Here is a 21,422-nt window from a genome sequence, read left to right as displayed (position 1 = left end):
CGCGGTTAATCCGCTCGCGCCGTCAGTCAGACGGCAGTGGGCTCATACAAACTTTAGCTCACTGATGCGACGTCGGTGTCGGCTAGGCGCAGTCGGGATGCTAGGGTCGTCGAAGACGCTATGGAAATCGAATCGGTGACGCTGCACGGTTTTCCGGTTGTTCTTTGGTCCTGCATTGCACTGTCCGCGGCGCATCACCCCACCATGCCGCGTTCTCTGAAGCCTCGACCAAACGCACATTAGCCTCGTTCATCCAGGCAAACAAGGCTTGCGAGCGCATTTGCCAAGCATCGAGCGTATGGGGTACTGAGTGTCGGCGCATGTTCGTGCTGCAGGTGCGAAGTCATGGATGGCCACAAACGGGACGTCAAGACAATCGAGGGATGAGATGAGCGCTTTGACTTCACTCAGTCTGGCGATGAGCTTGTTTGTGCTCAGTCACTTACTGCTGCCGCTACCCCAACTGCGTGACGCACTCGTCGCCCGGTTTGGCGAGTTGCCGTTTCGTGCCTTCTATTCTGCGGTTGCACTCGCGCTTCTGCTTTGGACAATCCTTGCCTATCGCCAGGCGCCGATCATTCAGCTCTGGATGCCGCCCACGGCGCTGCGTCACCTATCGCTCTCGCTGATGCCGTTCGTTTGCATCCTGCTCGTTGCCGGCGTCTCGACGCCTAACCCGTCTGCAATGGGGCCGGCTCCGGCGCGCGTTGCGGCGCGTGGTCCGGTCGGCATAGCGAAAGTTACCCGCCACCCGGTGATGTGGGCGATCGGCATCTGGGGCATTCTGCACCTGCTTGCCAATGGCGATGCGGCGGGCATCATTCTCTTCGGCGGGATGACCGTGCTGGCGCTCGGCGGTGCGTTGGTGCAGGACGCCAGGAAGCGTCGACTGCTGGGCAAATCCTGGGTGACGTACGCCGGCCAGACATCGCACCTGCCTTTGCTGGCCATGGCGCAGGGACGGACTCGGGTGACGCTACGGGAAATCGGCTATGGCCGCATCATTGGTGGTGTCATTCTCTACGCGATCCTCCTCGGCGCGCACGCTTGGCTGTTCGGCGTCAACCCCTTCGCCGCCGGATAGCGATGCCGGCTCGGGACGGGCTAGGCCTCAGGGGAGCCGTTTAGGGGACGGTGAAAACCTCGACCGTGTTGGCGTACCCCGGCTAGGCCATGGAAGCCGAGGGAGACAAAGGTTTCCGGTAGTTGCGACGCCAACGCGGCCGAAATCAGGATGGTGCGCTCCAGCCGCTTGCACAGGGCGGCAAGCCGGGCGACCTCGTTTGCGGCCGGGCCGATAACGGTGAAGTCAAGACGTTCCGGCACGCCGATATTGCCATAGGTGACGTTGCCCAAGTGCAGGCCGATGCCGAAGGCCAGCTCTGCTTCGCCCTGCTCGGCAAGCCGCTGGTTCAAGGTGGCCAATCGTTCGAGTGACTCGCGGGCAGCGACGACCGCCGCTGCGGATGCCGATCGGTTGCACGGCACGCCCTCGGCAGATGGAACGGCTTGGCCGATGGGGAAGATGGCAAAGACCGCGTCGCCAATAAAGCTCAGCACCTGGCCGCCATGGGCGAGGACGGCACCGGCGGTGCAGTCGAAGTAGTCGTTGAGCAGGGCGAGAAAGGCCTGGCGTGGCATGCGGTCGNNGTCGGCGAGGCGGGTGGAACCGCGCAAGTCGGAATACCAAAGGACGGCGAAGAGGTCCTCGCCGTCGCCACGACGAATCGAGCCGTTCAGCACCCGCTCGCCCGACGCGTGGCCGAGGAAGGTATCGAGGATCGACTCGGCGGTCAGCCGCAGCGCATGCACTTCGAATGCGTGCGCGATCGCCGGGAGCGCTTGGTCGATCATTGCCAGTTGCCAGGTCTCAAAGCCTCCCGGCCGATCGGAGGCGATGGTGAGGGCGCTCAAGCGCCCATCGGAGAACAGCAGGGGCATCGCCACGTAGTCGGTCGCACCTTCCTCCAGCAGCTCGCGCAGAATGGGGTAATCCAGTTCCGGCGTGGGAATGTCGAGCCGCCGCCGGATGGCCCCGGCACCCTCGTAGATGGCGGCGAGCGGGGAGAGGAGGTAGCGATCCTCGAGCAGCACGGCGTGCGGGGGCGANTATTCCTCCACCTGGTTGGTGCTGCGATACCAGGTCTGGGTAACGCCAATGAAAAGCGGGTGCAGGATGCGCAAGCTGATCCGCATCCGGTAAACGCCGATGCCGGCAGCATTGAGCGTCTGCCCCAGCGCTGCCACCAGCGCGGGGAGTTCCCGGATCACCCAGCCTTCGGAAATAAGCCAATGGACCAGAGGGTTGAAAGAAATCTGCGGCTCCTGGTCGGCGCTGGCCGGATTGTCGAGGTCGAGCATCGTCATCTTGCGCTGGCGGTCACTTTGGTGAGGCGCCATCTTGTCGCAGTAGAAGAGATGCCGCCACAGGAAAGCGATCGGTGCTTCGGATGCGGCGGCGATCAAGGAAGGAAGCGCGCGATGCCGCTGATCCAGTCCATCGTTGACCGGCACCCGGAGATGACCACATGGCGGCGGTCGCTGCATGCGCATCCCGAGACAGCCTTCGAGGAGGTACGGACGGCGGCCTTCGTTGCCGCCAAACTGCGCGCATTCGGCTTTAGCGTCACCGAGGGGCTGGCGCGAACCGGTGTCGTTGGCAGCCTCAGCAATGGCGACGGCCCGGCCATCGGCCTGCGCGCCGATATGGACGCCCTGCCGATCGCCGAAGCCGGGCAGATCGCGCATCGCTCGACGGTGGCGGGCAAGATGCACGCCTGCGGTCACGACGGCCACACGGCGATGCTGCTCGGTGCGGCGCAATATCTGGCGGCAAGCCGGCAGTTCCGCGGCACCGTGCACCTGATTTTCCAGCCAGCGGAGGAAAACGAAGGTGGTGGCCGGGTGATGGTCGAAGAGGGACTGTTCGATCGCTTTCCCGTCGCTGCCGTCTATGGCTTGCACAACTGGCCGAACATGCCAGCGGGCAGCATGGCGCTCCGCGCCGGCCCGCTGATGGCGGCCTGCGATGCCTTTGAGATCATTGTCGAAGGTAAAGGCTGCCATGGTGCGATGCCACATCTCGGCACTGATGCCATCGTCGCCGCCGCAGCTATCGTCGGCGCGCTGCAGACCGTCGTCAGTCGGAGCATCAATCCCTACGACGCGGCCGTCGTCTCGGTCACTCAGTTCAGCGCCGGCGATACCTGGAACGTCATTCCCGAGCAGGCGGTGCTGCGCGGCACCACTCGCTCCTTCCGCCCGGAGGTGCAGAGTATCGTCGCCGCCACACTGGCGCGCGTGGCGAGTGACACGGCCGCGGCGCACGGTTGTGTGGCCAGGGTGGACTACCGGCGTCAGTATCCGGCCACCGTCAACGAGCCGGCAGCAACCGAGATCGCTGCCCGGGCGGCGATGGCTGTGGTGGGAGAGGAGCGGGTCGAACTGGCGCCGACGCCGTCGATGGGGGCGGAGGATTTCGCCTACATGCTGCAGCGCTGCGCCGGCTGCTACGTCTGGCTCGGCAGTGGTCGTTCAGACGGCGATGCCGGCCTGCATAACGCGCACTACGATTTCAACGACGCCGTGCTGCCCATCGGCGCCAGCTACTGGGCGACGCTGGTCGAGCAGAATCTGCCAATAAAATAGGCACAACTGACATTTTTCCGATCGCATGTCACTCATTGCCTGTTTTTCGGGCAGGCGCTTTCCTCCTGGGCGCCAACAGTTAGCGAAAAACCGGCTGCGTGGCGTAACCGGCGGTTTAATGCATGCATGTGACAGGCGTCTGACGCGCAACGTTGGAATTAGCCAACGCGAGGCGGCTGCGATACACTGCATTCAGGTGGTTGGCTCGGCGGAGTGTGCCGGCGTCGTTGTCGGTGCGCAGAGATGCCACAAGCATCACGCGTCGATTGATGCGCCGCGGGCATGGTCTGATTGGATGTCGCCTCGGCTTCGAGGCGGGCTCCAGCGTAGGAGAAGGGGTCACGCCGATGTCAGATGTGACGATGTTTTTTCCGCAGCCTGACGGTGCAGAGCAGGGAGACGCGCACGCTTCGGCGATGCTCTCGTCAGACCTCGACGAGGGTTCGTTTGCAGCCAGTCAGTACGCGGTGCTTTGCGAACTGACCCGCGGTAATACCGAAGCCTTGCTGAAATCAACCGAAATTCTTACCCGTGGCCTGAATATGCTGAATACGGCCGTGGTCGGCAGTACGTGTCTGACCATCGACGATGCCGTTTCGGAAACACGTGTGGCGATGCGCTGCCGGAATTGTTCGGAGCTGATGGCGTTTGAGGCCGCGAACGTTCGGATCTGTGCCAGCCGCTGCCTTATGCGCGGCTTCACCTTATATCGCATGGCGGCGCAGTTGATTGAAGATGCGGCATTTCCGCTAGAGCGGCGATTCGCGCTGGCAATAGATGCGCTCTGCCCGAAGGCGCTCTGAGCATGCCCTCAGCCGCGCGGCACGCCGATGTGTAAAGCCGGCGGGCATGCGATCGGCGCAGGCCCTCAAACGGGTTGCCAACCGCAAGGCTTTATTAAGCCGCGCGCCGCAATATATCTAGAGGAGCGAGAGCGGCGATGGGCCGGCCTCGTTTTTGCAGGACGTCCTGCGCCCAACAATGGGGATCACGGGCATCGATGAGCCGACCAGACAAACGATCGGGCGAAGGCACCCCCTCGACGGGAGTCGTCACCAAGCCACGGGCACGGACGAAAAAGCCGTCCATGTACCGGGTATTAATGCTCAATGACGACTACACGCCGATGGAGTTCGTGGTTCACGTCCTCGAACGTTTTTTCGGCAAGAGCCATGAGGACGCCGTACGCATCATGTTGCATGTTCATCACCGAGGCGTCGGCGTCTGTGGCGTCTTCACCTATGAAGTCGCCGAAACCAAAGTGAATCAGGTGATGGACTTGGCGCGTCAGCACCAGCACCCGTTGCAGTGCACCATCGAAAAAGACGGCACTGAATAGGAAGAACCCGCATGCTATCTCGGAACTTGGAGCAGACCCTTCATCGAGCCCTGGCCCTTGCGGCCGAACGTCGGCATGAATATGCGACCCTCGAACACTTGCTCCTGGCGTTAACCGAAGATCAAGACGCGGCTCCCGTATTTAAAGCCTGTGGCGTTGACATGTCGCAGCTGCGGCAGGACCTCACCAGCTTCGTCGATAACGAACTGCAGAGTCTGAAAACGGTCTCCACCGGCGATCCCAAGCCGACGGCCGGCTTTCAGCGCGTTGTCCAGCGATCCGTCATTCACGTCCAGTCCTCTGGTCGTGAAGAGGTGAGCGGTGCCAACGTGCTCGTTGCCCTCTNNTTTTCCGAACGCGAGTCACACGCGGTCTACTTCTTGCAAGTGCAGGACATGACGCGGCTGGATGCCGTCAACTTTATCGCCCACGGCATTGCCAAGGTACCGGGCGAGAGCAAGCGTCGGTCGGTCCAGGGGGCCGAGGAAGAGCAGAGTGGCGAAAAGGTAGTTCGCAAAGGGCACGAAGCTTTGGAAACCTACTGCGTGGACCTCAACCGCAAGGCCTCCGAGGGTCGCACCGATCCTCTGATCGGCCGAGACGCGGAGATCGAGCGGACAATCCAGATTCTTTGCCGGCGGAACAAGAACAATCCGCTGTTCGTTGGTGACCCGGGCGTGGGCAAGACGGCCCTGGCGGAAGGTCTCGCTTGGCGCATCGTTCGTGGCGAAGTTCCGGAAGTCCTCAAGTCTGCCACCATTTTCGCGCTCGACATGGGGACGCTGCTGGCGGGCACCNGCTACCGCGGCGATTTTGAAGAGCGCCTGAAGAATGTCATCTCCGAACTGGAGGGCACGCCCGGCGCGGTGCTGTTCATCGATGAGATTCATACGGTCGTTGGCGCGGGTGCTACCAGCGGTGGATCGATGGACGCCTCGAATATCCTCAAGCCGTCGCTGGCTTCCGGATCGCTGCGGTGCATGGGGTCGACTACCTATAAGGAATACCGCAACTATTTTGAGAAGGATCGGGCGCTGGTCCGTCGTTTCCAGAAGATCGATATCTACGAGCCGTCGATCGAGGACAGCGTGAAGATCCTGCACGGCCTCAAGACGTGCTTCGAATCGCACCACAAGGTCCGCTACACCAGTGAGGCGCTCCGTGCGGCGGTGGAACTGTCCAGCCGCTTCATCAACGACCGCAAGCTGCCGGACAAGGCGATCGACGTCATCGACGAGGTCGGTGCCGCCCGGATGCTGCTGCCGGTCAACCGGCGGAGAACGACGGTGACCGTCCGCGACGTGGAGGAGGTGGTCGCAAAGATCGCCCGCATCCCGCCGAAGAGCGTGTCGAGTGACGATCGCAAGGCGCTGCAGACCCTGGAGCGCGATCTGAAGACGGTGGTTTTCGGTCAGGACAACGCCATCACCGCGCTGTCCAGCGCCATCAAGCTCGCCCGGGCTGGGTTGCGCGATCCGGAAAAGCCCATCGGCTGCTACCTGTTCTCCGGTCCCACCGGCGTCGGCAAGACTGAAGTAGCGCGGCAGTTGGCGCAGATCATCGGCATCGACCTGGTCCGCTTCGACATGTCCGAATACATGGAGCGGCATAGCATTTCCCGCCTGATCGGTGCTCCTCCGGGCTATGTTGGCTTTGACCAGGGCGGTCTGTTGACCGACGCCGTCGACAAGCAGCCGCATGCGGTGCTGCTGCTCGACGAAATCGAGAAAGCCCATCCCGACCTGTTCAACATCCTGCTACAGGTGATGGACCACGGCCGATTGACCGACCACAACGGCAAGAGCGTCGACTTCCGCAATGTGATCCTGATCATGACCACCAATGCCGGGGCGGCGGATCTCGTGAAGCCGGCGATCGGCTTCGAACGCGAAGAGCGGATCGGTGACGACATGGACGCGATCGAACGGCTGTTCACGCCGGAGTTCCGCAACCGTCTCGATGCGATCATCCCCTTCGCCGGCCTGTCGGTGGACATCGTCGAGTTGGTGGTGGACAAGTTCGTCATTCAGCTGGAGGCGCAGCTGGCCGACCGGCAGGTGGTGATCGAACTCTCCGACGAGGCCCGCAAGTGGCTGGCTGGCAAAGGCTACGATCAGCGTTTCGGCGCCCGGCCGCTTGCCCGCGTCATCCAGGAGCACATCAAGAAGCCGCTGGCGGAAGAACTGCTCTTCGGCAAGTTGGAGAAGGGTGGCGTCGTCCGGGTGACCATCGTCGACGGCAAGCCGGCCTTTGAGTACCCGGATGTCTCGGTGCCGCCCACCATCGGCAAGAAGCGGAAGAAGCCGGAGATGGTGAACGTGGAGTAGCGGCGCGTAGCGTCGATCGCCAAATTTACCTGCGGCGCCGTCCCGGTCGGGCGGCGCCGCAGTCATTTTCGCCGGTCAGTTCATCTCGCCGCCCCTGACAGACAGCGCCAAGCTCGGTCGCTATGTGTGCCCAGCCTTGCCGCGGATCGCCTTCGAGCGGCGCTGGACAGGCCGCGGTGCGCCCCTTATCCCTACCGCTCCCGCTCGCGTGCCACGCAACAATCGCGGCGGGCAGCAAGGAGGGTGGAGTGGGCGTCTCGAGCTTTCTCAACGGTATTCGCGTGCTGGACCTGGGGCAGTATCTGCCCGGCCCGTTTGCCACCCGCATCCTAGCCGACATGGGTGCCGACGTGGTCAAGGTGGAGCCACCGCAGGGCGATCCCGGCCGCTATTTCGATCCCGACGGCAAGCCGGGGACGTCGCCCTTCTACCCGTTGATCAATGCCGGTAAGCGCATCATTAATCTCGACCTCAAGGATGCCGCCGATGCTGAGGTGTTTCTGCAGCTGATCGAGCGTGCCGACATCCTGTTGGAGTCACTCCGTCCGGGAGTTCTGGACCGCCTCGGCCTCGGCTATCGGCAGCTGCGCGCCCGCAATTCCCGCCTCATTCACTGCGCGCTCTCCGGCTACGGGCAGAGCGGTCCGGCGCGTTTGGTGGCCGATCACGATATCGGCTACGTGGCGATGACCGGCATGCTGAGTGCATCCGGTACGCGCGAGATGCCCACCATCCCCTATCCGCCGATGGCTGACCATGCGGGATCGTCGCAAGCGGTGATCAGCATCATGGGGGCGCTGCTTGCCCGCACGCGATCCGGCGAGGGCTGCTATCTCGACGTGAGTCTGATGGAATCGCTGCTCTACAATCAGGCCCTGCCGCTGCAGGTGCCACCGAAGCTGGGTGCCGGTATCCTCAACGGTGGTGCTGCCTGCTACAACGTCTACAAGACCGGGGACGGCCGCTTCGTCACCCTGAGTTCGGTGGAGCCGAAATTCTGGGCCAAGTTCTGCACTGCGGTCGAGCATCCGCAGTGGATCGCCCGCCAGCACGAGCCACTGCCGCAGATCGATCTGATCAGTGATGTCGCCGACCTCTTTGCCCGCCATACCCTCGCTCACTGGGAGGCGCGGCTGCGGCCCGTCGACTGCTGTTACCAGGCGGTCCTCGATTATAACGAGGTGCCGGAGCACCCGCACATGCAGGCGCGCGGCCTCGTCCGCCGCGACGGCAATGACGTGCATGTCCTGTTCCCGACCATTGTCGATGACGTGCCGCCGACGGCGCGGGCGCCGCTCGCGGACAGCTCCTGGGAGCAGGTTCTCGCATCCTGGCCGGCGGTCTGAAAACCTACGCAAACGTGAGCGGGAACCGCGGCCCCGGTCCCGTCAGCTGCCGCCCTCGCAGCGATAAGGCGACTGCGCCGTGATTTCACGCATCGCTTCAGCGACGGCCAGTTGCTCCTCGACGAGAAAGCGCTCCACCGCCCGGCGGAAGCCGGCGTCGGCGATCCAGTGGGCGCTATAGGTGAGAGTGGGCAGATAGCCCCGCTGCACCTTGTGCTCGCCCTGGGCGCCCGCTTCCACCCGACGCAGCCCATGGGCGATGGCAAAGTCGATCGCCCTGTAGTAGCAGGCCTCGAAGTGCAGAAAGCGGAACTGCTCCTCGCAGCCCCAGTAGCGGCCGTAGAGCGTGTCGCCACCCAGGATATTGAGCGCCCCACCGACCGGCACCCCTCCTGCGGTCTCGGCGAGGACGAGAACCACCTGTTCGGCCAGCTGCTCCCCCAGCAGGCGAAAGAAGTCACGGGTGAGATAGGCGTGCGCCCACTTGCGGTCGATCGTGTTCAGGTAAAAGCGATAGAAGGCATCCCAGTGCCGCGCCTCGATGTCGTGGCCGCGCAGGGTGCGGATGGCGACGCCGGCGGCATCGACCCCGGCGCGCTCCTTGCGAATGGCCTTGCGTTTGCGCGAGGCCAGGGTGGCGAGAAAATCATCGAAGTGGGCGTAGCCCTGGTTCTCCCAGTGGTACTGCTGGCCGATGCGGGCGAGGTAGCCGGCGCGCTGGAGAACCGCCTGCTCTTCGGCGGTGCAGAAGGTGACGTGCAGCGAGGAGACGCCAAGCCGTTCGGCAACGCCGACGAGGGCGTCAGCCAAGCGGACGTCCGTTGCTGATGGCGCATCCGGACGCAGCAGCAATCGCGGCCCGCCGACCGGGGTGAAGGGTACCGCCGCCTGCAGCTTCGGATAATACTTTCCCCCAGCCTGCTCATAGGCTTCCGCCCAGCCCCAGTCGAAGACGTATTCACCGTAGGAGTGCTGCTTCAGGTAGAGCGGAACGCAGCCGAGGAGCGTGCCGTCGCCGGCGATCAGCCCTAGATGGCAGGGTCGCCAGCCAGTCTTCGCCCCGACAGAGCCGGAACGCTCGAGGATGGAAAGAAAGGCGTGCCGGATGAATGGGCTGTTCTCGCCGGCACACGCGTCCCACTGGCCGGGATCGATGTGGGCAATGTCGCTGAAAACCTTGATCGTCGCCTTGGCGCCGCTGTCGGGCATAGGACCTCGCCGTTGCAGGCCGCGGCGCGGGCGGCGGCGGCGGTGGAGATGCGTCTGGATCTTGGCGTCGGTATCGGTGATTACCAGGGTGAGATGAACCGCAGGGTGATGGAGCGATGTGGAACGAACGCAGGGATGATTTCGCATCCTTCGACGGGCGTGTCTGGCTGAACACGGCTCACCAGGGCGTCTTGCCGCGGGTCGCCGCCGAGGCGGCGCGCGACGCCATCGCCTGGAAGCAACAGCCCTGGCACCTTACCACCGAGCGCTTCAGCGGCGTGCCGCAGCGCCTGCGCCGCGCCGTCGCCGCGGTGATCGGTGCGCCAGCCGAGCAGGTCATCCTTGGCAACAGCGCCTCCTATGGCCTGCATCTGCTCGCCAACGGCGTGGTGTGGCACGACGGCGACGAGGTGCTGGTGATGCAGGGCGACTTCCCCTCCGACATCCTGCCCTGGCTCGGCTTGGCGTCGCGGGGCGTCCACGTCCGCCAGTTGCGGCCGGCCAACCGGGTGTTGAGTGTCGACGAGGTGGCAACGGCGATCAGCCCGCGGACCCGGCTCCTCTGCCTGACCTGGGTGCACTCGCTTTCCGGCTACGCCATCGATCTCGATGCGATCGGCGATCTCTGTCGCCAGTTTGGGGTGCTGTTCGTCGTCAATGCCTCGCAGGCGCTTGGCGTCCGTCCGCTCGCTGTGACAACGGCACCGGTGGATGCACTCGTTTCTGTCGGCTTCAAGTGGTTGTGTGGCCCCTACGGCACCGGCTTCTGCTGGGTTCGCCCCGAGCTTCTCGACCGCATGACCTGTCAGCAGACCTATTGGCTTGCCATGTTGACGTCGGATGACCTGGCTCGGGACGAACTTGACCTGTCGCTGCAGCACGATCCCGGGGCGCGCCGCTACGACGTCTTCGGGACTGCCAACTTCTTCAACTTTCATCCGCTGGCGACAGCGATCGAGTACGTGCTCGGCGTGGGCATCGAGGCGATTGCCAGTCATGACGCTGCCCTGGTGGAGCGTTTCATCGCCGGCCTCGATCGCCGCCGCTATCGCCTGCTCAGCCCCGAGAGTGGACCGGCACGCTCGACGCTGGTGTTTTTCGCGCCGATCGATCGTATGCAGACCGATCGGGTCTACGACGCGCTGGTAGCGGACGGCATTTACGTCGCGCGCCGGGCGGGTGCGCTGCGGCTGGCGCCGCACCTCTACAATACCACCGCCGACATCGATCGGATGCTGGCGGTTCTCAACGACGCGCTCAGCCGAAATTGACGACGGCACTGCCAACCAGCGCGCCGACGATGGCTGCCGCCACGTTGACCACGTCGTTATCGATCCAGCCGACACCCCGCCGCCTGCTGCTCGTCGCACCGCAGCGGTGGCGGGTCGCCTCGGTGGGTTGCGCGCAACGCTCGCAATAGTAGGACGCCTGCAGTGTGGCGCCGAGGACGCTGTCGGCGATGGCACCGAAGAGGCCGCCTGCCATCGCCGCCACCACGACGGGCACCCATGCACTCTGCGGCGCGAACAACGCGGCGACCACGCCCACCAGAACCGCCCCGGCGAGGGAGGCGGCAAGGCCGGCCGTCGTCACTCCGCCTGAGGTTCCGGCGGTAACCGGGGCGAACGAGGTGATCAGCCAGGGCGGCCGGCGGCTTAGCGTTCCCACCTCGGTCGCCCAGGTATCGGCGGTGACCGCCGCCATGCTGCCGATGAAGGCCGGCCACCACGCGGCACCGCCATCGATGCCGTGGCCGAGGGCGAGCAGTGCGGCGATGCCGCCGTTGGCCAGGACCTGAGTGGCGTCGCGCCGCTGGCCCTTGGCGAACAGCGCTTCCGCCCGTGCCTTTGGTGCGCTCTTCAGGCGGCCGAGCGCGGAGGAAGAGACGAAGAAGAAGATCAGGACGGCACCCCAGGCGACGCCGCCGCCGGCAAAGACGACCGAGCCGACGATGGCAGCAGCAATGCCACCACCGGCGGTCAGCGAGCCGCGTCGGTAGGCGAGGAAGGCGATCGCCGTGGCCAGGGCCAACGCGAGCGCGAGGGAGAACCGCATGGGCAGCTGCCGCCGGCCGGAGATCCGGGAATCAGGCGAGCTGAAAGATGCCTTCCACCTCTACCGCCGCCCCCAGCGGCAGCGATGGTGCGCCGACGGCGAAACGGGCATGCCGTCCGGGTGGCCCGAACACGTCCTGCATCAGGTCGGAGGCGCCATTGATCACCTTCGGATGGTCGGTGAAAGCGGGACTGGCAAGCACGAACCCACCCAGACGGACTACCCGGGCGATTCGGTCCAGGTTGCCACCGCACGCATCCTGTGCCTGGGCGAGGAGATTGAGACCGCAGAGGCGGGCGGCGGCGTAGCCGTCATCAATCGTCAGTTCGCTGCCGACGCGGCCGAGGAAGCGAAGCTCGCCGTTCCATTGCGGCAGCTGACCGGAAACGAACAGCAGCGATCCCATAAGCACGTAGGGCACGTAGGCGCCGGCCGGCGGCGCAGGGTGTGGCAACTCGATCGACAAGTGGCGCAAACGTGCCTCGATCACTTTCGTCACCGACTGTTCCTCCCGATTGCATAGCGCCTTGCTCTTATCGCCGAAAATCGCGGATAAATCAAAGCGTAGCGAGAGCGCTACGCAAGGCTTCCTCCATGACGCCAAGATTGGGCCGCTGGCCGGTATAAAGCTCGAACTGCGCCGCCGCCTGATGCAGCTGCATGCGGACGCCGGGGATCGTCCGGCAGCCCCTGGCGCTGGCCGTGGCTAGCAAGCGGGTCTGCACCGGCATTGGTACCGCATCGAACACCACCATGGGTGCGCGCAGGGCCGCCTCGGGCAGCAGCATGGCCTCCGGATCATGAAATCCCACCGACGTGGCATGCGCCAGCAGATCGAAGCCATCGTCGTCGAGGAGCCGATCGGGAGGGCCGCCGTAGCGAAGCCCCAGGGCAAGCGCCAGTTCCTCGCCGCGCTCCAGCGAACGGTTGAAGATCGTCACCTCGGCGCCGCAGCGGGCGAGGCCGTAGGCGATGGCACGCGCCCCGCCACCGGCGCCGATGACGGCGGCGCGCTGGCCGCGCGGATCGACCACCTCCTCGAAGGCGCGAATCGCCCCCAGCCAATCGACGTTGTAGCCGATCAGGCGACCACCTTCGTTGATCACCGTATTCACCGCACCGATGGCGCGCGCGTCGGCATCCAGGTCATCCAGGTGGTCGGCAATGCGGAGCTTGTGCGGCATGGTTACACCAAGGCCGCGGATGCCAAGCGCGCGCATCGCCGCCGCCGCACCCCCNGTATCGTCGCTGCCGAAGGCGACATAGGTGTAATTCAAGCCTAAATCTTGATAGGCTGCAGTATGCATTGCCACTCCAAAGACGCCGGGCCGACCGGCGATCGATCCGCAGAGGGTCGGATGGCTGGACGCAATATTGCCCAATTGAGGCATCTCCTCGTATCTGTCCATTGTTGAGCGCAAATGCGACGCATCGGCACTTGCCTTGTTCAGCAAGGCAGTGATCAATGTCGAGTAGTCCTGTCACCACTGCTGGTTTGTCGCCTTTGAGCACGCTCTGCATCACCCCAAATGTAGCGCTTGACCGCACGCTGGTAGTGCCCCGGTTCACCCTCGGCGGCGCGTGCCGCGCCGATCATGTTTATACGACGATTGGCGGTCGTGGGCTCAATGTCGCCCGTACCCTCGCCAGTCTGGCCAAGGCTAACCACTCCGCTGGATTTATCGGCGGTGCGTCCGGGAATATGGCGGCGCGCTCCGCTGCGGCCGAGGGGCTGACTGCAACCTGGTCACACATCGGCGGCGAAACTCGCGCCTCGCTGATCATTCTTACCGGCCCGACGGAAGCCGGTCCCGCGCAGGCGACTATCATCACCGAGCCGGGGCCCGTCATCACCGACAGGGAGTGGGCGCAATTCGAGGCCGACGTCACCCAGCTGGCACATGGGCGCAGCGCCGTCTGCATTTGCGGCAGTATGCCGCCCGGCAGTCCACCCAGCGCCCGGCAGCGGTTGCAGGCGGTGGTGGCGGGCCATGGCCGGCCGGTGTGGGTGGACAGCGGAGGCGAGAGTCTGGCGCAGGCGAACATCGCGCCGACGTTAGGCTTGAAGCTGAATGCAGAAGAAGCTGCGGCGGCGACGGCGCGGCCGGTGCAAACCGTCACCGATGCGCTGAGTGCCGCCCAGTGGCTGGCGGCGCGTGGCATCGCCAGGGTGGCGATTACCCTCGGCTCGCAGGGGGCGGTTCTGGTCGTCGGCCATAAGGGCTGGTACGCCCGTCCCCCGGCCATCGTTGCCCGCAACCCGGTTGGCAGCGGCGACTGCTTTCTCGCCGGTCTGGTGGCGGCGTTGGGCGAGGGAAGCAGAAGTGATGACGCCTTGCGGCTGGCCACCGCCTGCGGGACGGCGAACGCCCTGGCGACGAGGGTGGGGCGGCTTGTTGCATCCGACGTCACCCGGCTCGCCGCGGAAGTGGCCGTGCATCAGATCGGCCTGCTGTAGCGCAGTACGCACGTCAGCAGGGCACGCATAAGGAGGGACAGACGTGCGCGTTTGGGAATTGCGCGACGGCTTCGCGCCGGAGCACCTGCGGCTTGCTGAACGACCGCAACCGCAGCCTGGCGCACACCAGGTCGTGGTGGCAATGCGGGCCGCCTCACTCAATTACCGCGACACGCTGTTGATCCGCGGCGGCTATGGGGCGCGCATTCGCCTGCCGCTGATCCCGGTATCCGACGGGGCGGGAGAGATCGTCGCCGTGGGGGCAGCGGTGCGGCGTCTGCAGGTGGGCGATCGGGTGGTGCCGCTGTTTTTCCAGCGTTGGCAGGGCGGGGCACCCGACCAGCAGAAAATGTTCGATTCCCTAGGCGGGCCGCTGGATGGCGTGCTGGCTGAATACATGTGTCTCGATGCTGACGGGGTTGTTGCTGTCGCCCCGCACCTGAGTGCGGTCGAAGCGGCGACGCTGCCGTGCGCCGGACTGACCGCCTGGACGGCGATCGTCAGCGATGGCCGGGTCGGCCCGGGCGACACGGTGCTGGTGCAGGGCACGGGAGGTGTCGCCCTGTTCGCGCTGCAGTTCGCCAAGCTGGCCGGGGCGCGGGTTATCGTCACCTCGTCGAGCGATGCCAAGCTGGAGCGGGTGAGTGCCCTCGGTGCCGACGCGACGATCAATTACCGCACGACGAAGGATTGGGGCCGCGTCGTCAAGGATCTCACCGACGGCGCCGGCTGCGAGCACGTGGTGGAACTGGGCGGGGCCGAAACCCTGGAGCGCTCGGTGCGCGCCGTCCGCATCGGCGGGACGCTGAGCCTGATCGGCGTCTTGTCGGGGGCAGCGGCGGCGTTGCCGTTGCCCTTGGTGGTGATGCGTCAAGTGCGGTTGCAGGGGATCACCGTCGGCTCCCGCGATGGCTTCGAGGCGATGAACCGGGCGATCGCCGCGCATCGGTTGCACCCACTGGTCGATCGTGTCTTCGACTTTGGCGCAGTAGCCGAAGCCTTTGCCACCTTCGATCGCGGCGGTCACTTCGGCAAGATCTGTATCGATCTGGCTACCGCAGGCTGAGTGCGGCCGCGTTGAGGTGCGCACCAGCGATGGGTTACGCCTGGGCGAAGCAAAGAAGGCACCGCCCTTGTGCGGAGCATCACAGCGGCGCGATGTGGATGCGGCTAAATTACAGCCTGTGATTGGGAGAGCCCCCGCTCCCTATCACACCCCTGCTAGGAAAGCCGGGCCGTAAGGCCCGGCTTTTTCGCATCCAGGCCGAGCATTGCCGCTGCAAGCCCCCGGTTGCTAGCCCACACGGCACTTGAGCGTGCCGAAAGGATGCTCGGCCAAGCCTGAGCGGCGGCGCATCAGCGCGCTGGCGCACACGTCCTCTGCCACCGTCGTGGCAATAATGTTCAAGGACGCGCGAAACGGTCTGCCGCCTCGCGGCCGGAGAACATTTGCTCGCCGGCCGGTATCGCTACCGGGATAGGTCAGGGGTGACGCGGCTCAGTGTGCTGACTTGCCGGCTTCATCCCCCCACAGCTGTTGCAGGCGGTGGTCGCGGCCACAGCCGAGGCGGTAAGCCTGATAGTGGATCGGATTCTTCTTGTAGTAGTCCTGATGGTACTCCTCCGCCGGATAGAAGGTGGAGGCAGCAACAATTTGCGTTGCGATCGGCTTGTCGAAGCGTCCTGACTTCTCCAACGCCTCCTTCGATGCGAGCGCCTGCTGCTTCTGCGTGTCGTTTTCATAGAAGATGGCGGAACGATACTGATTGCCGCGATCGCAGAACTGGCCACCGGCGTCAAGGGGATCGACGTTGTGCCAGAAGATGTCGAGGAGCAGGGGGTAGCTGGTCTTCGCCGGGTCATAGACGACGCGGACCGACTCGGCGTGGCCAGTGCCGCCGGATGAGACTTGCTCGTAGGTGGGGGACTGCACCGTGCCGCCGGTGTAGCCGGAAGTCACCGAGATGACACCCGGCTGGCCCTCGAAGGCCGTCTCTTCGCACCAGAAGCAGCCACCGGCGAACAGCGCNCTCGCTCTGCTCCGCCGCGGCGCTGTTGGTAACGCCGGCTGCGCTCGTTAGCAACGCGGCGATGACCGCTCCCTGCAGTAGCCGGGTGAGGCGGCCACTGCCGCCATCTGTTGGCTTGGAGCATTTGCGCATGGTCACTTCCTCCCGGCTCAGGCGGCGTCGGCGACGAACTTAAGTGCGACGCCATTGATGCAGTAGCGCAGGCCAGTGGGCGGCGGTCCGTCGTTGAAGACGTGCCCGAGATGGCCGCCACAGCGGTGGCAGTGTACCTCGGTGCGGACGAAGACGAGCGTCCTGTCCTCCTGCTCGCCAATGGCATTGGGAAGCGGTTGCCAGAAGCTGGGCCAGCCGGTGCCGCTGTCGAATTTCGCCTTCGACGAAAACAGCGGCAATGCGCAGGCGGCGCAGAGAAAGGTGCCGGTGCCATGCTCGTTGTTGAGTGGGCTGCTGCCGGGGGCTTCGGTCCCCTGCTGGCGCATGACATAGAATTGCGCCGGTGTCAGCAGTTGCTTCCATTCCGCTTCGGTATGAACGATTTCGAAGGTTTCGCTACTGGAGCCGGCAGCGAGAATGTGGCGGGGCAGGAAGCTAAGGCCGGCAGTCAGGCCGATGGTGGCGACGAGCCGGTCGAAAAAATTGCGTCGAGTCAACATGGGTGAAGTTTTCACCTGAGAATGAACGGGCATCTGTCCACGACTTGGAGCCAAGCAGACTTATACATGAGCAGACGAGTCTTGTATTCACGTTGGCGTGAAGCTTGCGTGTATTTGCCTCCGACAATTGTCGTGCCGCCGGCACAGCGGGGAAGCATTGCCGAAGCCTCTGTTCAAGCGAAAAATAAGGGGTAATGTCTTTCCGCAGATCGTCTGCCTATGCTCTTCAATGGGACACGCTATCGTGCCAGACCATGCCGATTCACTGCGGTCTTTGCGGGCGCGCAAGCTACACGCCCCGGCGACACTTAATAATCGCGCACCGATTCTTGAGGTATTGCAGTCGGTTCTGCCCGAGCACGCGCTTGTCTTGGAGGTGGGAGCCGGCACCGGTGAACACGCGGTGCACTTTGCCGCCGCTTTGCCCGGCGTGCGGTGGCAACCGACGGATCCGGATCCCGATGCATTGGCCAGCATTGCTGCCCACGTGACCAGCGCCGGGCGGGCTAATGTGGGTGAGCCCTTCCGGCTGGATGTGCGCCAGTTGCCGTGGCCGGGGATCGGGCCGGCAACGCTCGATGCGGTGGTGGCGATCAACGTGATCCACATTGCGCCCTGGGAAACCTGCTGCGCTCTCATCGGTGGCGCGAGCTTGGCGCTCAAGCCGGATGGCCTGCTGTACCTTTACGGTCCCTACAAGCGGGACGGGCGCCACACGGCGGTTTCCAATGCCCTGTTCGACGAGCAGTTGCAGCAGATGAATCCGGCATACGGCGTGCGTGATCTGGCCGATGTGGTACGGCTGGCGGCAGACGCGGGATTGCTCTGGGAGCGCGAGGTGGCGATGCCGGCCAACAATCTCTCGCTGGTGCTGCGCAAGCCGCCGACAGCGGCGGGTTGATCCCGTTTAGCCCGGTTGTTGAAGGCTCGTGTGCTGAGGTGGGAGTCCGCAGTCTCCGGTCGCACCCGAAGCGGGACGCGACCGGAGGAGAGAGGTGTGCCGATCAGAGAATGAAGTCGGTGGCAACCCAGGTGGCCGCGCTCACATTCAGTACCAGGACTTCGAAATCAGCGACGCCATCGCCATTGGTATCGCCTTGAATGAGCGAATTGGCACCGCTGGCAACGGCGTGCAACTGGCCGGAGACACCGGTGAACGCGCCGGTGCCGATGAAGGTAAACGCGTCATTGCCCGGGAACGCCGCACCGAGCCTTGCATCGATGAACGAAAGGTCGATGCGGTCGAGGACAGGAGCGCCCGCACCCTGGAAGTCGGCGATCGTATCGTGGCCGACGCCAACGGGAGATTGCGTCGTGGCGATGAAGCGGAAGATGTCGTTATCGGCACCACCGATGAGCCGGTCTGCCCCGTTGCCGCCAATAAGCAGGTCGACGCCCGCTCCGCCATCGAGGGTATCGGCCGCGTTGCCGCCGTCGAGCGTATCGGTGCCGGCGTTGCCGACCAAGCTGTTGGCGTAGTCGTTGCCGAGGATGCTGTCGCCGCCGGCACCGCCGATGGCGTTCTCGAAGTTCCTGATGGTTTCCGTTGCCTCGCCCGCCGCAGGGACGAAGGTGGCGGTTCCGGCGACCAGGTCGATGGTGACCTTGGCGGTCAGGTAGCTGTAGTCGATGGTGTCGCGGCCGGCGCCGCCGTCCATTGAGTCGTAGCCCTTGCCGCCGCTGATGGTGTCGTTGTCGCCAAGGCCGTAGATGGTGTCGTTGCCATCGCCGCCGCTCAGGCTGTCGTTGCCGTCGTAGGCGTAGATGTAGTCGTTGCCGGCACCGCCAATTATCGTATCGCGGCTGTTGTCGCCGTAGAGCGTGTCGTTGCCGGCATTACCGTTCAGCGAGTTGTTGCCCGCGCCGGCATTCAGGTAGTCGTTACCGGCACCGCCGATGAGGGTGTCGGCGCCGTAGCTGCCATAAAGCGTGACCGCGCCGGTCAGTCCGGCAGCGTTGAAGTTATCGGCGCCGTATGTGCCTTCGGCATACTCGAAACCGGCGGTGAGCAGGTTGAGCGAGATGCCGCTGTAACCCTCACCATAGAAGGAATCGTTGCCCGCTCCGCCGGAGATGAACACGGCCTCGGCACTGGCGTAGATTCTGTCGTTGCCGGCGCCGCCGACGATGCTGTCGTGGCCGTAGCTGCCGTCAATCGTGTCGTCGCCAATACCTCCATCCAGGGTATCGCTGCCGTAGCTGCCGTCGAGGTAGTCGTTACCGGCGCCGCCGGTGAGGCGGTTGTCGCCGAAGCCGACATCGAGCCGGTCATTGCCGTCGCCGCCGTCGAGGGTGTTATTGCCGTCGTAGAGGTAAATATTGTCGTTGCCGCCACCGCCGCTGGCGCTTTCATCGCCATTGCCACCGTATATGGTGTCATCGCCGCCATTGCCGATCATCGTATTGTTGCCACCATCGCCATCGAGGCGATCGCCGACAGTGCCGCCGACCAGGCTGTCGTCGCCGTCGTAACCTTTCAGGTAGATAGCAACCGTATGCGTTGCGCCATTGAGCGTGTCACTGCCGTCGGATGCGTAGACCGTTTCGATCCCAAGCGCGGCGACGTTCCAGTTAACCCCGGCGACACCCGAGAGATACACGATGTCCTGGCCGGTGCCGCCGTTGACACTGCCGACGGAATCAAACGTGTAGATGGTGTCGTTGCCGGCGCCGCCGAGGATGGTGTCGCTACCACCGCTGCTGCCAGAATAGGTGATGTAGTCGTTGCCGACGCCGCCATCGATCGAGTCGTTGCCGATGCCGGCATAGATGGTGTCGTTGCCGTCGCCGCCGAGCATCGTGTTGTTGCCGTCGCTGCCGTTGATGTAGTCGTTGCCACCGAGCCCATTGATCGAGTCGGCGCCAGCGCCCGGAAGCCCGCCAACAACGCCGGCGGAATTGCCACTTGGCTGAATCGTGTCGTTTCCTGCAGTGCCTGTAACTATTGCCATCAGTCTCCCCACTCTTTCACCCGCGAACATCCGCAACCGTTACAGTAAAACTCGCGGTTGAACGGTCGAATGTCCGTCTCGCGTTTCCTTGGTAGTGTACACATAATTAACGTATTATTCGCGCGTGGCATGTATTGTTGACATAAAAGGCGAATATATTTGTAGGTAGATGGTCCTGCTAGGGCTTGCAAGTAATGAGCATAAAGTGAACACGATCACAGCGCGGTGGATGTGTGGAGCCGCCCCGTCGCTTGGGATCACGTTGGGCCAAACAATTGTTTACAGTGGCGCTTGTGTTTCGCAGCGGCCGAGGGCATGATGCCGCCCCTTCGTCGCCGGAGTGGGCGACAGCGTGCCTTCGGCGCCGTTTCGGTCGGCGAGGCCGCGAGAGGAAGAGGCAGGCATGGCACGTATTACCGTCGAAGACTGCATCGAAGCCGTTCCCAGCCGTTTCGAGCTGGTGTTGGTGGCGGCCGAGCGGGCGCGCGAGCTTAACGCCGGGGCGCGAAGCACCGTCGACGTGGAGAACGAGAAAACGACCGTGGTCTCGCTGCGGGAGATTGCCGCGCGCAATCTCGATCTGGATAACCTGCGCGAGAAACTCGTTCGCAATCAGCAGCGGATCGCCCCGCCGGAGGAACCGCCCGGCGGACGAAGGCCTTGACGCTTCGGACATCGTTTCCTCCCTCGCCATGGACGGGCCGGCGCAGTACGAGGACGAGGCACTGACCGAGACGGACTCGCCGGACGGCGACGAAGTGGCGGAAGACTAAGCCGCACACCCGCCAGCGGCAAAGCCAGCGCCGCGTGCCAATCCGAAGCTTATCGTCTGGATCTGAATCGTCCGCAGTTGAAGCGGCGGCGATAGCGCACACCTTTCGAAACGATAGCCCCGGTGGATGATCGAATTAGGCACAATGCCGATCCGATCGACGGCGCGAGCGAAAGGACGACGCGGATGAGCGACAAAATCAGCAAATCAGACAGCGAGTGGCGTGAGGAACTCACAGCCGAGCAATATCATGTGTGCCGCGGCAAGGGCACCGAGCGGGCGTTCACCGGCGCTTATTGGAACACCAAGACGCCGGGGATGTATCTCTGCGCCTGCTGCGGCCAAGAACTGTTTGCCTCCGCAACCAAGTTCGATTCTGGCAGCGGCTGGCCCAGCTTCTGGCAGCCGGTGAGCCCGGACAAGGTCGGTACCGAAACCGATCGCAGCTTCTTGATGGTCCGCACCGAGGTGCATTGCAGCCGGTGCAACGCGCACCTGGGGCATGTCTTTCCCGACGGGCCGGCGCCCACCGGCGATCGCTATTGCATCAATTCGGCCTCGCTGAAGCTGCGGCCGGACGATGTCAGCGGTGAGGGCTGAGCGAAGCCTGCAAGGCGATTGCCGGGGGCTGTTG

Annotated in this window: 19 protein-coding genes; 12 read left to right on the top strand and 7 right to left on the bottom strand. The window is 64.2% G+C overall.

Annotated elements, in window-relative coordinates; all coding sequences use genetic code 11:
* The first annotated feature begins 388 nt into the window (after window positions 1-388).
* The 6 genes from HQ394_RS06235 (at window position 389) to HQ394_RS06205 (ending at window position 8,660) form a co-directional block, all read left to right on the top strand.
* The gene (locus HQ394_RS06235; RefSeq protein WP_190262548.1) at window positions 389-1,084 is read left to right on the top strand and encodes an NnrU family protein; all 696 of its coding nucleotides are present in this window, start codon (window positions 389-391) and stop codon (window positions 1,082-1,084) included.
* Between the two features lie 1,397 nt (window positions 1,085-2,481).
* The gene (locus HQ394_RS06225; protein ID WP_190262546.1) at window positions 2,482-3,648 is read left to right on the top strand and encodes a M20 aminoacylase family protein; all 1,167 of its coding nucleotides are present in this window, start codon (window positions 2,482-2,484) and stop codon (window positions 3,646-3,648) included.
* A 347-nt stretch (window positions 3,649-3,995) separates the two neighbouring features.
* The gene (locus tag HQ394_RS06220; RefSeq protein ID WP_223291895.1) at window positions 3,996-4,451 is read left to right on the top strand and encodes a phasin family protein; all 456 of its coding nucleotides are present in this window, start codon (window positions 3,996-3,998) and stop codon (window positions 4,449-4,451) included.
* Window positions 4,452-4,648: 197 nt separating this feature from the next.
* Window positions 4,649-4,987: an ATP-dependent Clp protease adapter ClpS gene (gene clpS, locus HQ394_RS06215; protein WP_190262544.1), complete on the top strand. Its 339-nt coding sequence runs from the start codon at window positions 4,649-4,651 to the stop codon at window positions 4,985-4,987.
* Window positions 4,988-4,998: 11 nt separating this feature from the next.
* Complete coding sequence (gene clpA / locus HQ394_RS06210) at window positions 4,999-7,314, top strand: ATP-dependent Clp protease ATP-binding subunit ClpA (protein WP_190262543.1); 2,316 nt, start codon at window positions 4,999-5,001, stop codon at window positions 7,312-7,314.
* A 248-nt stretch (window positions 7,315-7,562) separates the two neighbouring features.
* Complete coding sequence (locus HQ394_RS06205; RefSeq protein ID WP_223291894.1) at window positions 7,563-8,660, top strand: CaiB/BaiF CoA transferase family protein; 1,098 nt, start codon at window positions 7,563-7,565, stop codon at window positions 8,658-8,660.
* Between the two features lie 42 nt (window positions 8,661-8,702).
* Here HQ394_RS06205 and HQ394_RS06200 read toward each other — a convergent pair whose 3' ends face one another.
* Window positions 8,703-9,869 carry a GNAT family N-acetyltransferase gene (locus tag HQ394_RS06200; protein ID WP_190262541.1) on the bottom strand — a complete coding sequence of 389 codons (1,167 nt, stop codon included), beginning with the start codon at window positions 9,867-9,869 and terminating at the stop codon, window positions 8,703-8,705.
* 116 nt (window positions 9,870-9,985) lie between these two features.
* On the opposite strand from HQ394_RS06200, the gene HQ394_RS06195 reads away from it, so the two are divergent.
* Window positions 9,986-11,140, top strand: coding sequence for an aminotransferase class V-fold PLP-dependent enzyme (locus HQ394_RS06195; RefSeq protein ID WP_190262540.1), 1,155 nt, complete (start codon window positions 9,986-9,988; stop codon window positions 11,138-11,140).
* Here the strand turns inward: HQ394_RS06195 and HQ394_RS06190 are convergent.
* The 3 genes from HQ394_RS06190 to HQ394_RS06180 are packed head-to-tail and all read right to left on the bottom strand — an operon-like array spanning window position 11,127 to window position 13,231.
* Window positions 11,127-11,924 carry a DUF92 domain-containing protein gene (locus tag HQ394_RS06190; protein WP_190262539.1) on the bottom strand — a complete coding sequence of 266 codons (798 nt, stop codon included), beginning with the start codon at window positions 11,922-11,924 and terminating at the stop codon, window positions 11,127-11,129. The genes HQ394_RS06195 and HQ394_RS06190 overlap by 14 nt on opposite strands.
* Before the next feature lie 31 nt (window positions 11,925-11,955).
* On the bottom strand, window positions 11,956-12,423 hold the full coding sequence (locus HQ394_RS06185) for a RidA family protein (protein ID WP_190262538.1): 468 nt from the start codon (window positions 12,421-12,423) through the stop codon (window positions 11,956-11,958).
* A gap of 58 nt (window positions 12,424-12,481) precedes the next feature.
* Window positions 12,482-13,231, bottom strand: a complete 750-nt coding sequence (locus HQ394_RS06180; RefSeq protein ID WP_190263151.1) for a shikimate dehydrogenase family protein — start codon at window positions 13,229-13,231, stop codon at window positions 12,482-12,484.
* Between the two features lie 158 nt (window positions 13,232-13,389).
* Between HQ394_RS06180 and HQ394_RS06175 the strand changes: the two genes are divergently transcribed.
* Together HQ394_RS06175 and HQ394_RS06170 are read left to right on the top strand one after the other, a co-directional pair.
* On the top strand, window positions 13,390-14,382 hold the full coding sequence (locus HQ394_RS06175) for a 1-phosphofructokinase family hexose kinase (RefSeq protein WP_190262537.1): 993 nt from the start codon (window positions 13,390-13,392) through the stop codon (window positions 14,380-14,382).
* Window positions 14,383-14,425: 43 nt separating this feature from the next.
* Entirely contained in the window at window positions 14,426-15,448 is a 1,023-nt protein-coding gene (locus HQ394_RS06170) for a zinc-dependent alcohol dehydrogenase family protein (RefSeq protein ID WP_190262536.1), read from the top strand.
* Between the two features lie 432 nt (window positions 15,449-15,880).
* Here the strand turns inward: HQ394_RS06170 and msrA are convergent, their stop codons facing one another.
* Entirely contained in the window at window positions 15,881-16,408 is a 528-nt protein-coding gene (gene msrA / locus HQ394_RS06165) for a peptide-methionine (S)-S-oxide reductase MsrA (protein WP_190263150.1), read from the bottom strand.
* A 153-nt stretch (window positions 16,409-16,561) separates the two neighbouring features.
* The gene (msrB, locus tag HQ394_RS06160; protein WP_190262535.1) at window positions 16,562-17,065 is read right to left on the bottom strand and encodes a peptide-methionine (R)-S-oxide reductase MsrB; all 504 of its coding nucleotides are present in this window, start codon (window positions 17,063-17,065) and stop codon (window positions 16,562-16,564) included.
* 244 nt (window positions 17,066-17,309) lie between these two features.
* Here msrB (HQ394_RS06160) and HQ394_RS06155 point away from each other — a divergent pair, with 244 nt between their 5' ends.
* Entirely contained in the window at window positions 17,310-17,966 is a 657-nt protein-coding gene (locus HQ394_RS06155) for a DUF938 domain-containing protein (RefSeq protein ID WP_407644733.1), read from the top strand.
* Between the two features lie 103 nt (window positions 17,967-18,069).
* Here the strand turns inward: HQ394_RS06155 and HQ394_RS06150 are convergent, their stop codons facing one another.
* Window positions 18,070-20,016 carry a calcium-binding protein gene (locus HQ394_RS06150; RefSeq protein ID WP_190262533.1) on the bottom strand — a complete coding sequence of 649 codons (1,947 nt, stop codon included), beginning with the start codon at window positions 20,014-20,016 and terminating at the stop codon, window positions 18,070-18,072.
* A 403-nt stretch (window positions 20,017-20,419) separates the two neighbouring features.
* On the opposite strand from HQ394_RS06150, the gene rpoZ reads away from it, so the two are divergent.
* Complete coding sequence (rpoZ, locus tag HQ394_RS06145) at window positions 20,420-20,680, top strand: DNA-directed RNA polymerase subunit omega (RefSeq protein WP_190262532.1); 261 nt, start codon at window positions 20,420-20,422, stop codon at window positions 20,678-20,680.
* Between the two features lie 294 nt (window positions 20,681-20,974).
* On the top strand, window positions 20,975-21,388 hold the full coding sequence (gene msrB / locus HQ394_RS06140) for a peptide-methionine (R)-S-oxide reductase MsrB (RefSeq protein ID WP_190262531.1): 414 nt from the start codon (window positions 20,975-20,977) through the stop codon (window positions 21,386-21,388).
* Window positions 21,389-21,422 lie beyond the last annotated feature (34 nt).

Origin of the sequence: Defluviicoccus vanus (genome assembly GCF_014672695.1) — a bacterium.
Lineage (GTDB): Bacteria > Pseudomonadota > Alphaproteobacteria > Rhodospirillales > Defluviicoccaceae > Defluviicoccus > Defluviicoccus vanus.
The sequence above is the reverse complement of the archived record's forward strand: the minus strand, read 5'-3'. Positions and strand labels throughout refer to the sequence as shown.

Bases quoted from the DNA above. Each gene is read 5' to 3' on its own strand.
- HQ394_RS06235 (WP_190262548.1), top strand. From the start codon at position 389: ATGAGCGCTTTGACTTCACTCAGTCTGGCGATGAGCTTGTTTGTGCTC.
- HQ394_RS06225 (WP_190262546.1), top strand. From the start codon at position 2,482: ATGCCGCTGATCCAGTCCATCGTTGACCGGCACCCGGAGATGACCACA.
- HQ394_RS06220 (WP_223291895.1), top strand. From the start codon at position 3,996: ATGTCAGATGTGACGATGTTTTTTCCGCAGCCTGACGGTGCAGAGCAG.
- clpS (WP_190262544.1), top strand. From the start codon at position 4,649: ATGAGCCGACCAGACAAACGATCGGGCGAAGGCACCCCCTCGACGGGA.
- HQ394_RS06200 (WP_190262541.1), bottom strand. From the start codon at position 9,869: ATGCCCGACAGCGGCGCCAAGGCGACGATCAAGGTTTTCAGCGACATT.
- HQ394_RS06195 (WP_190262540.1), top strand. From the start codon at position 9,986: ATGTGGAACGAACGCAGGGATGATTTCGCATCCTTCGACGGGCGTGTC.
- HQ394_RS06190 (WP_190262539.1), bottom strand. From the start codon at position 11,924: ATGCGGTTCTCCCTCGCGCTCGCGTTGGCCCTGGCCACGGCGATCGCC.
- HQ394_RS06175 (WP_190262537.1), top strand. From the start codon at position 13,390: ATGTCGAGTAGTCCTGTCACCACTGCTGGTTTGTCGCCTTTGAGCACG.
- msrB (WP_190262535.1), bottom strand. From the start codon at position 17,065: ATGTTGACTCGACGCAATTTTTTCGACCGGCTCGTCGCCACCATCGGC.
- HQ394_RS06150 (WP_190262533.1), bottom strand. From the start codon at position 20,016: ATGGCAATAGTTACAGGCACTGCAGGAAACGACACGATTCAGCCAAGT.
- rpoZ (WP_190262532.1), top strand. From the start codon at position 20,420: ATGGCACGTATTACCGTCGAAGACTGCATCGAAGCCGTTCCCAGCCGT.
- msrB (WP_190262531.1), top strand. From the start codon at position 20,975: ATGAGCGACAAAATCAGCAAATCAGACAGCGAGTGGCGTGAGGAACTC.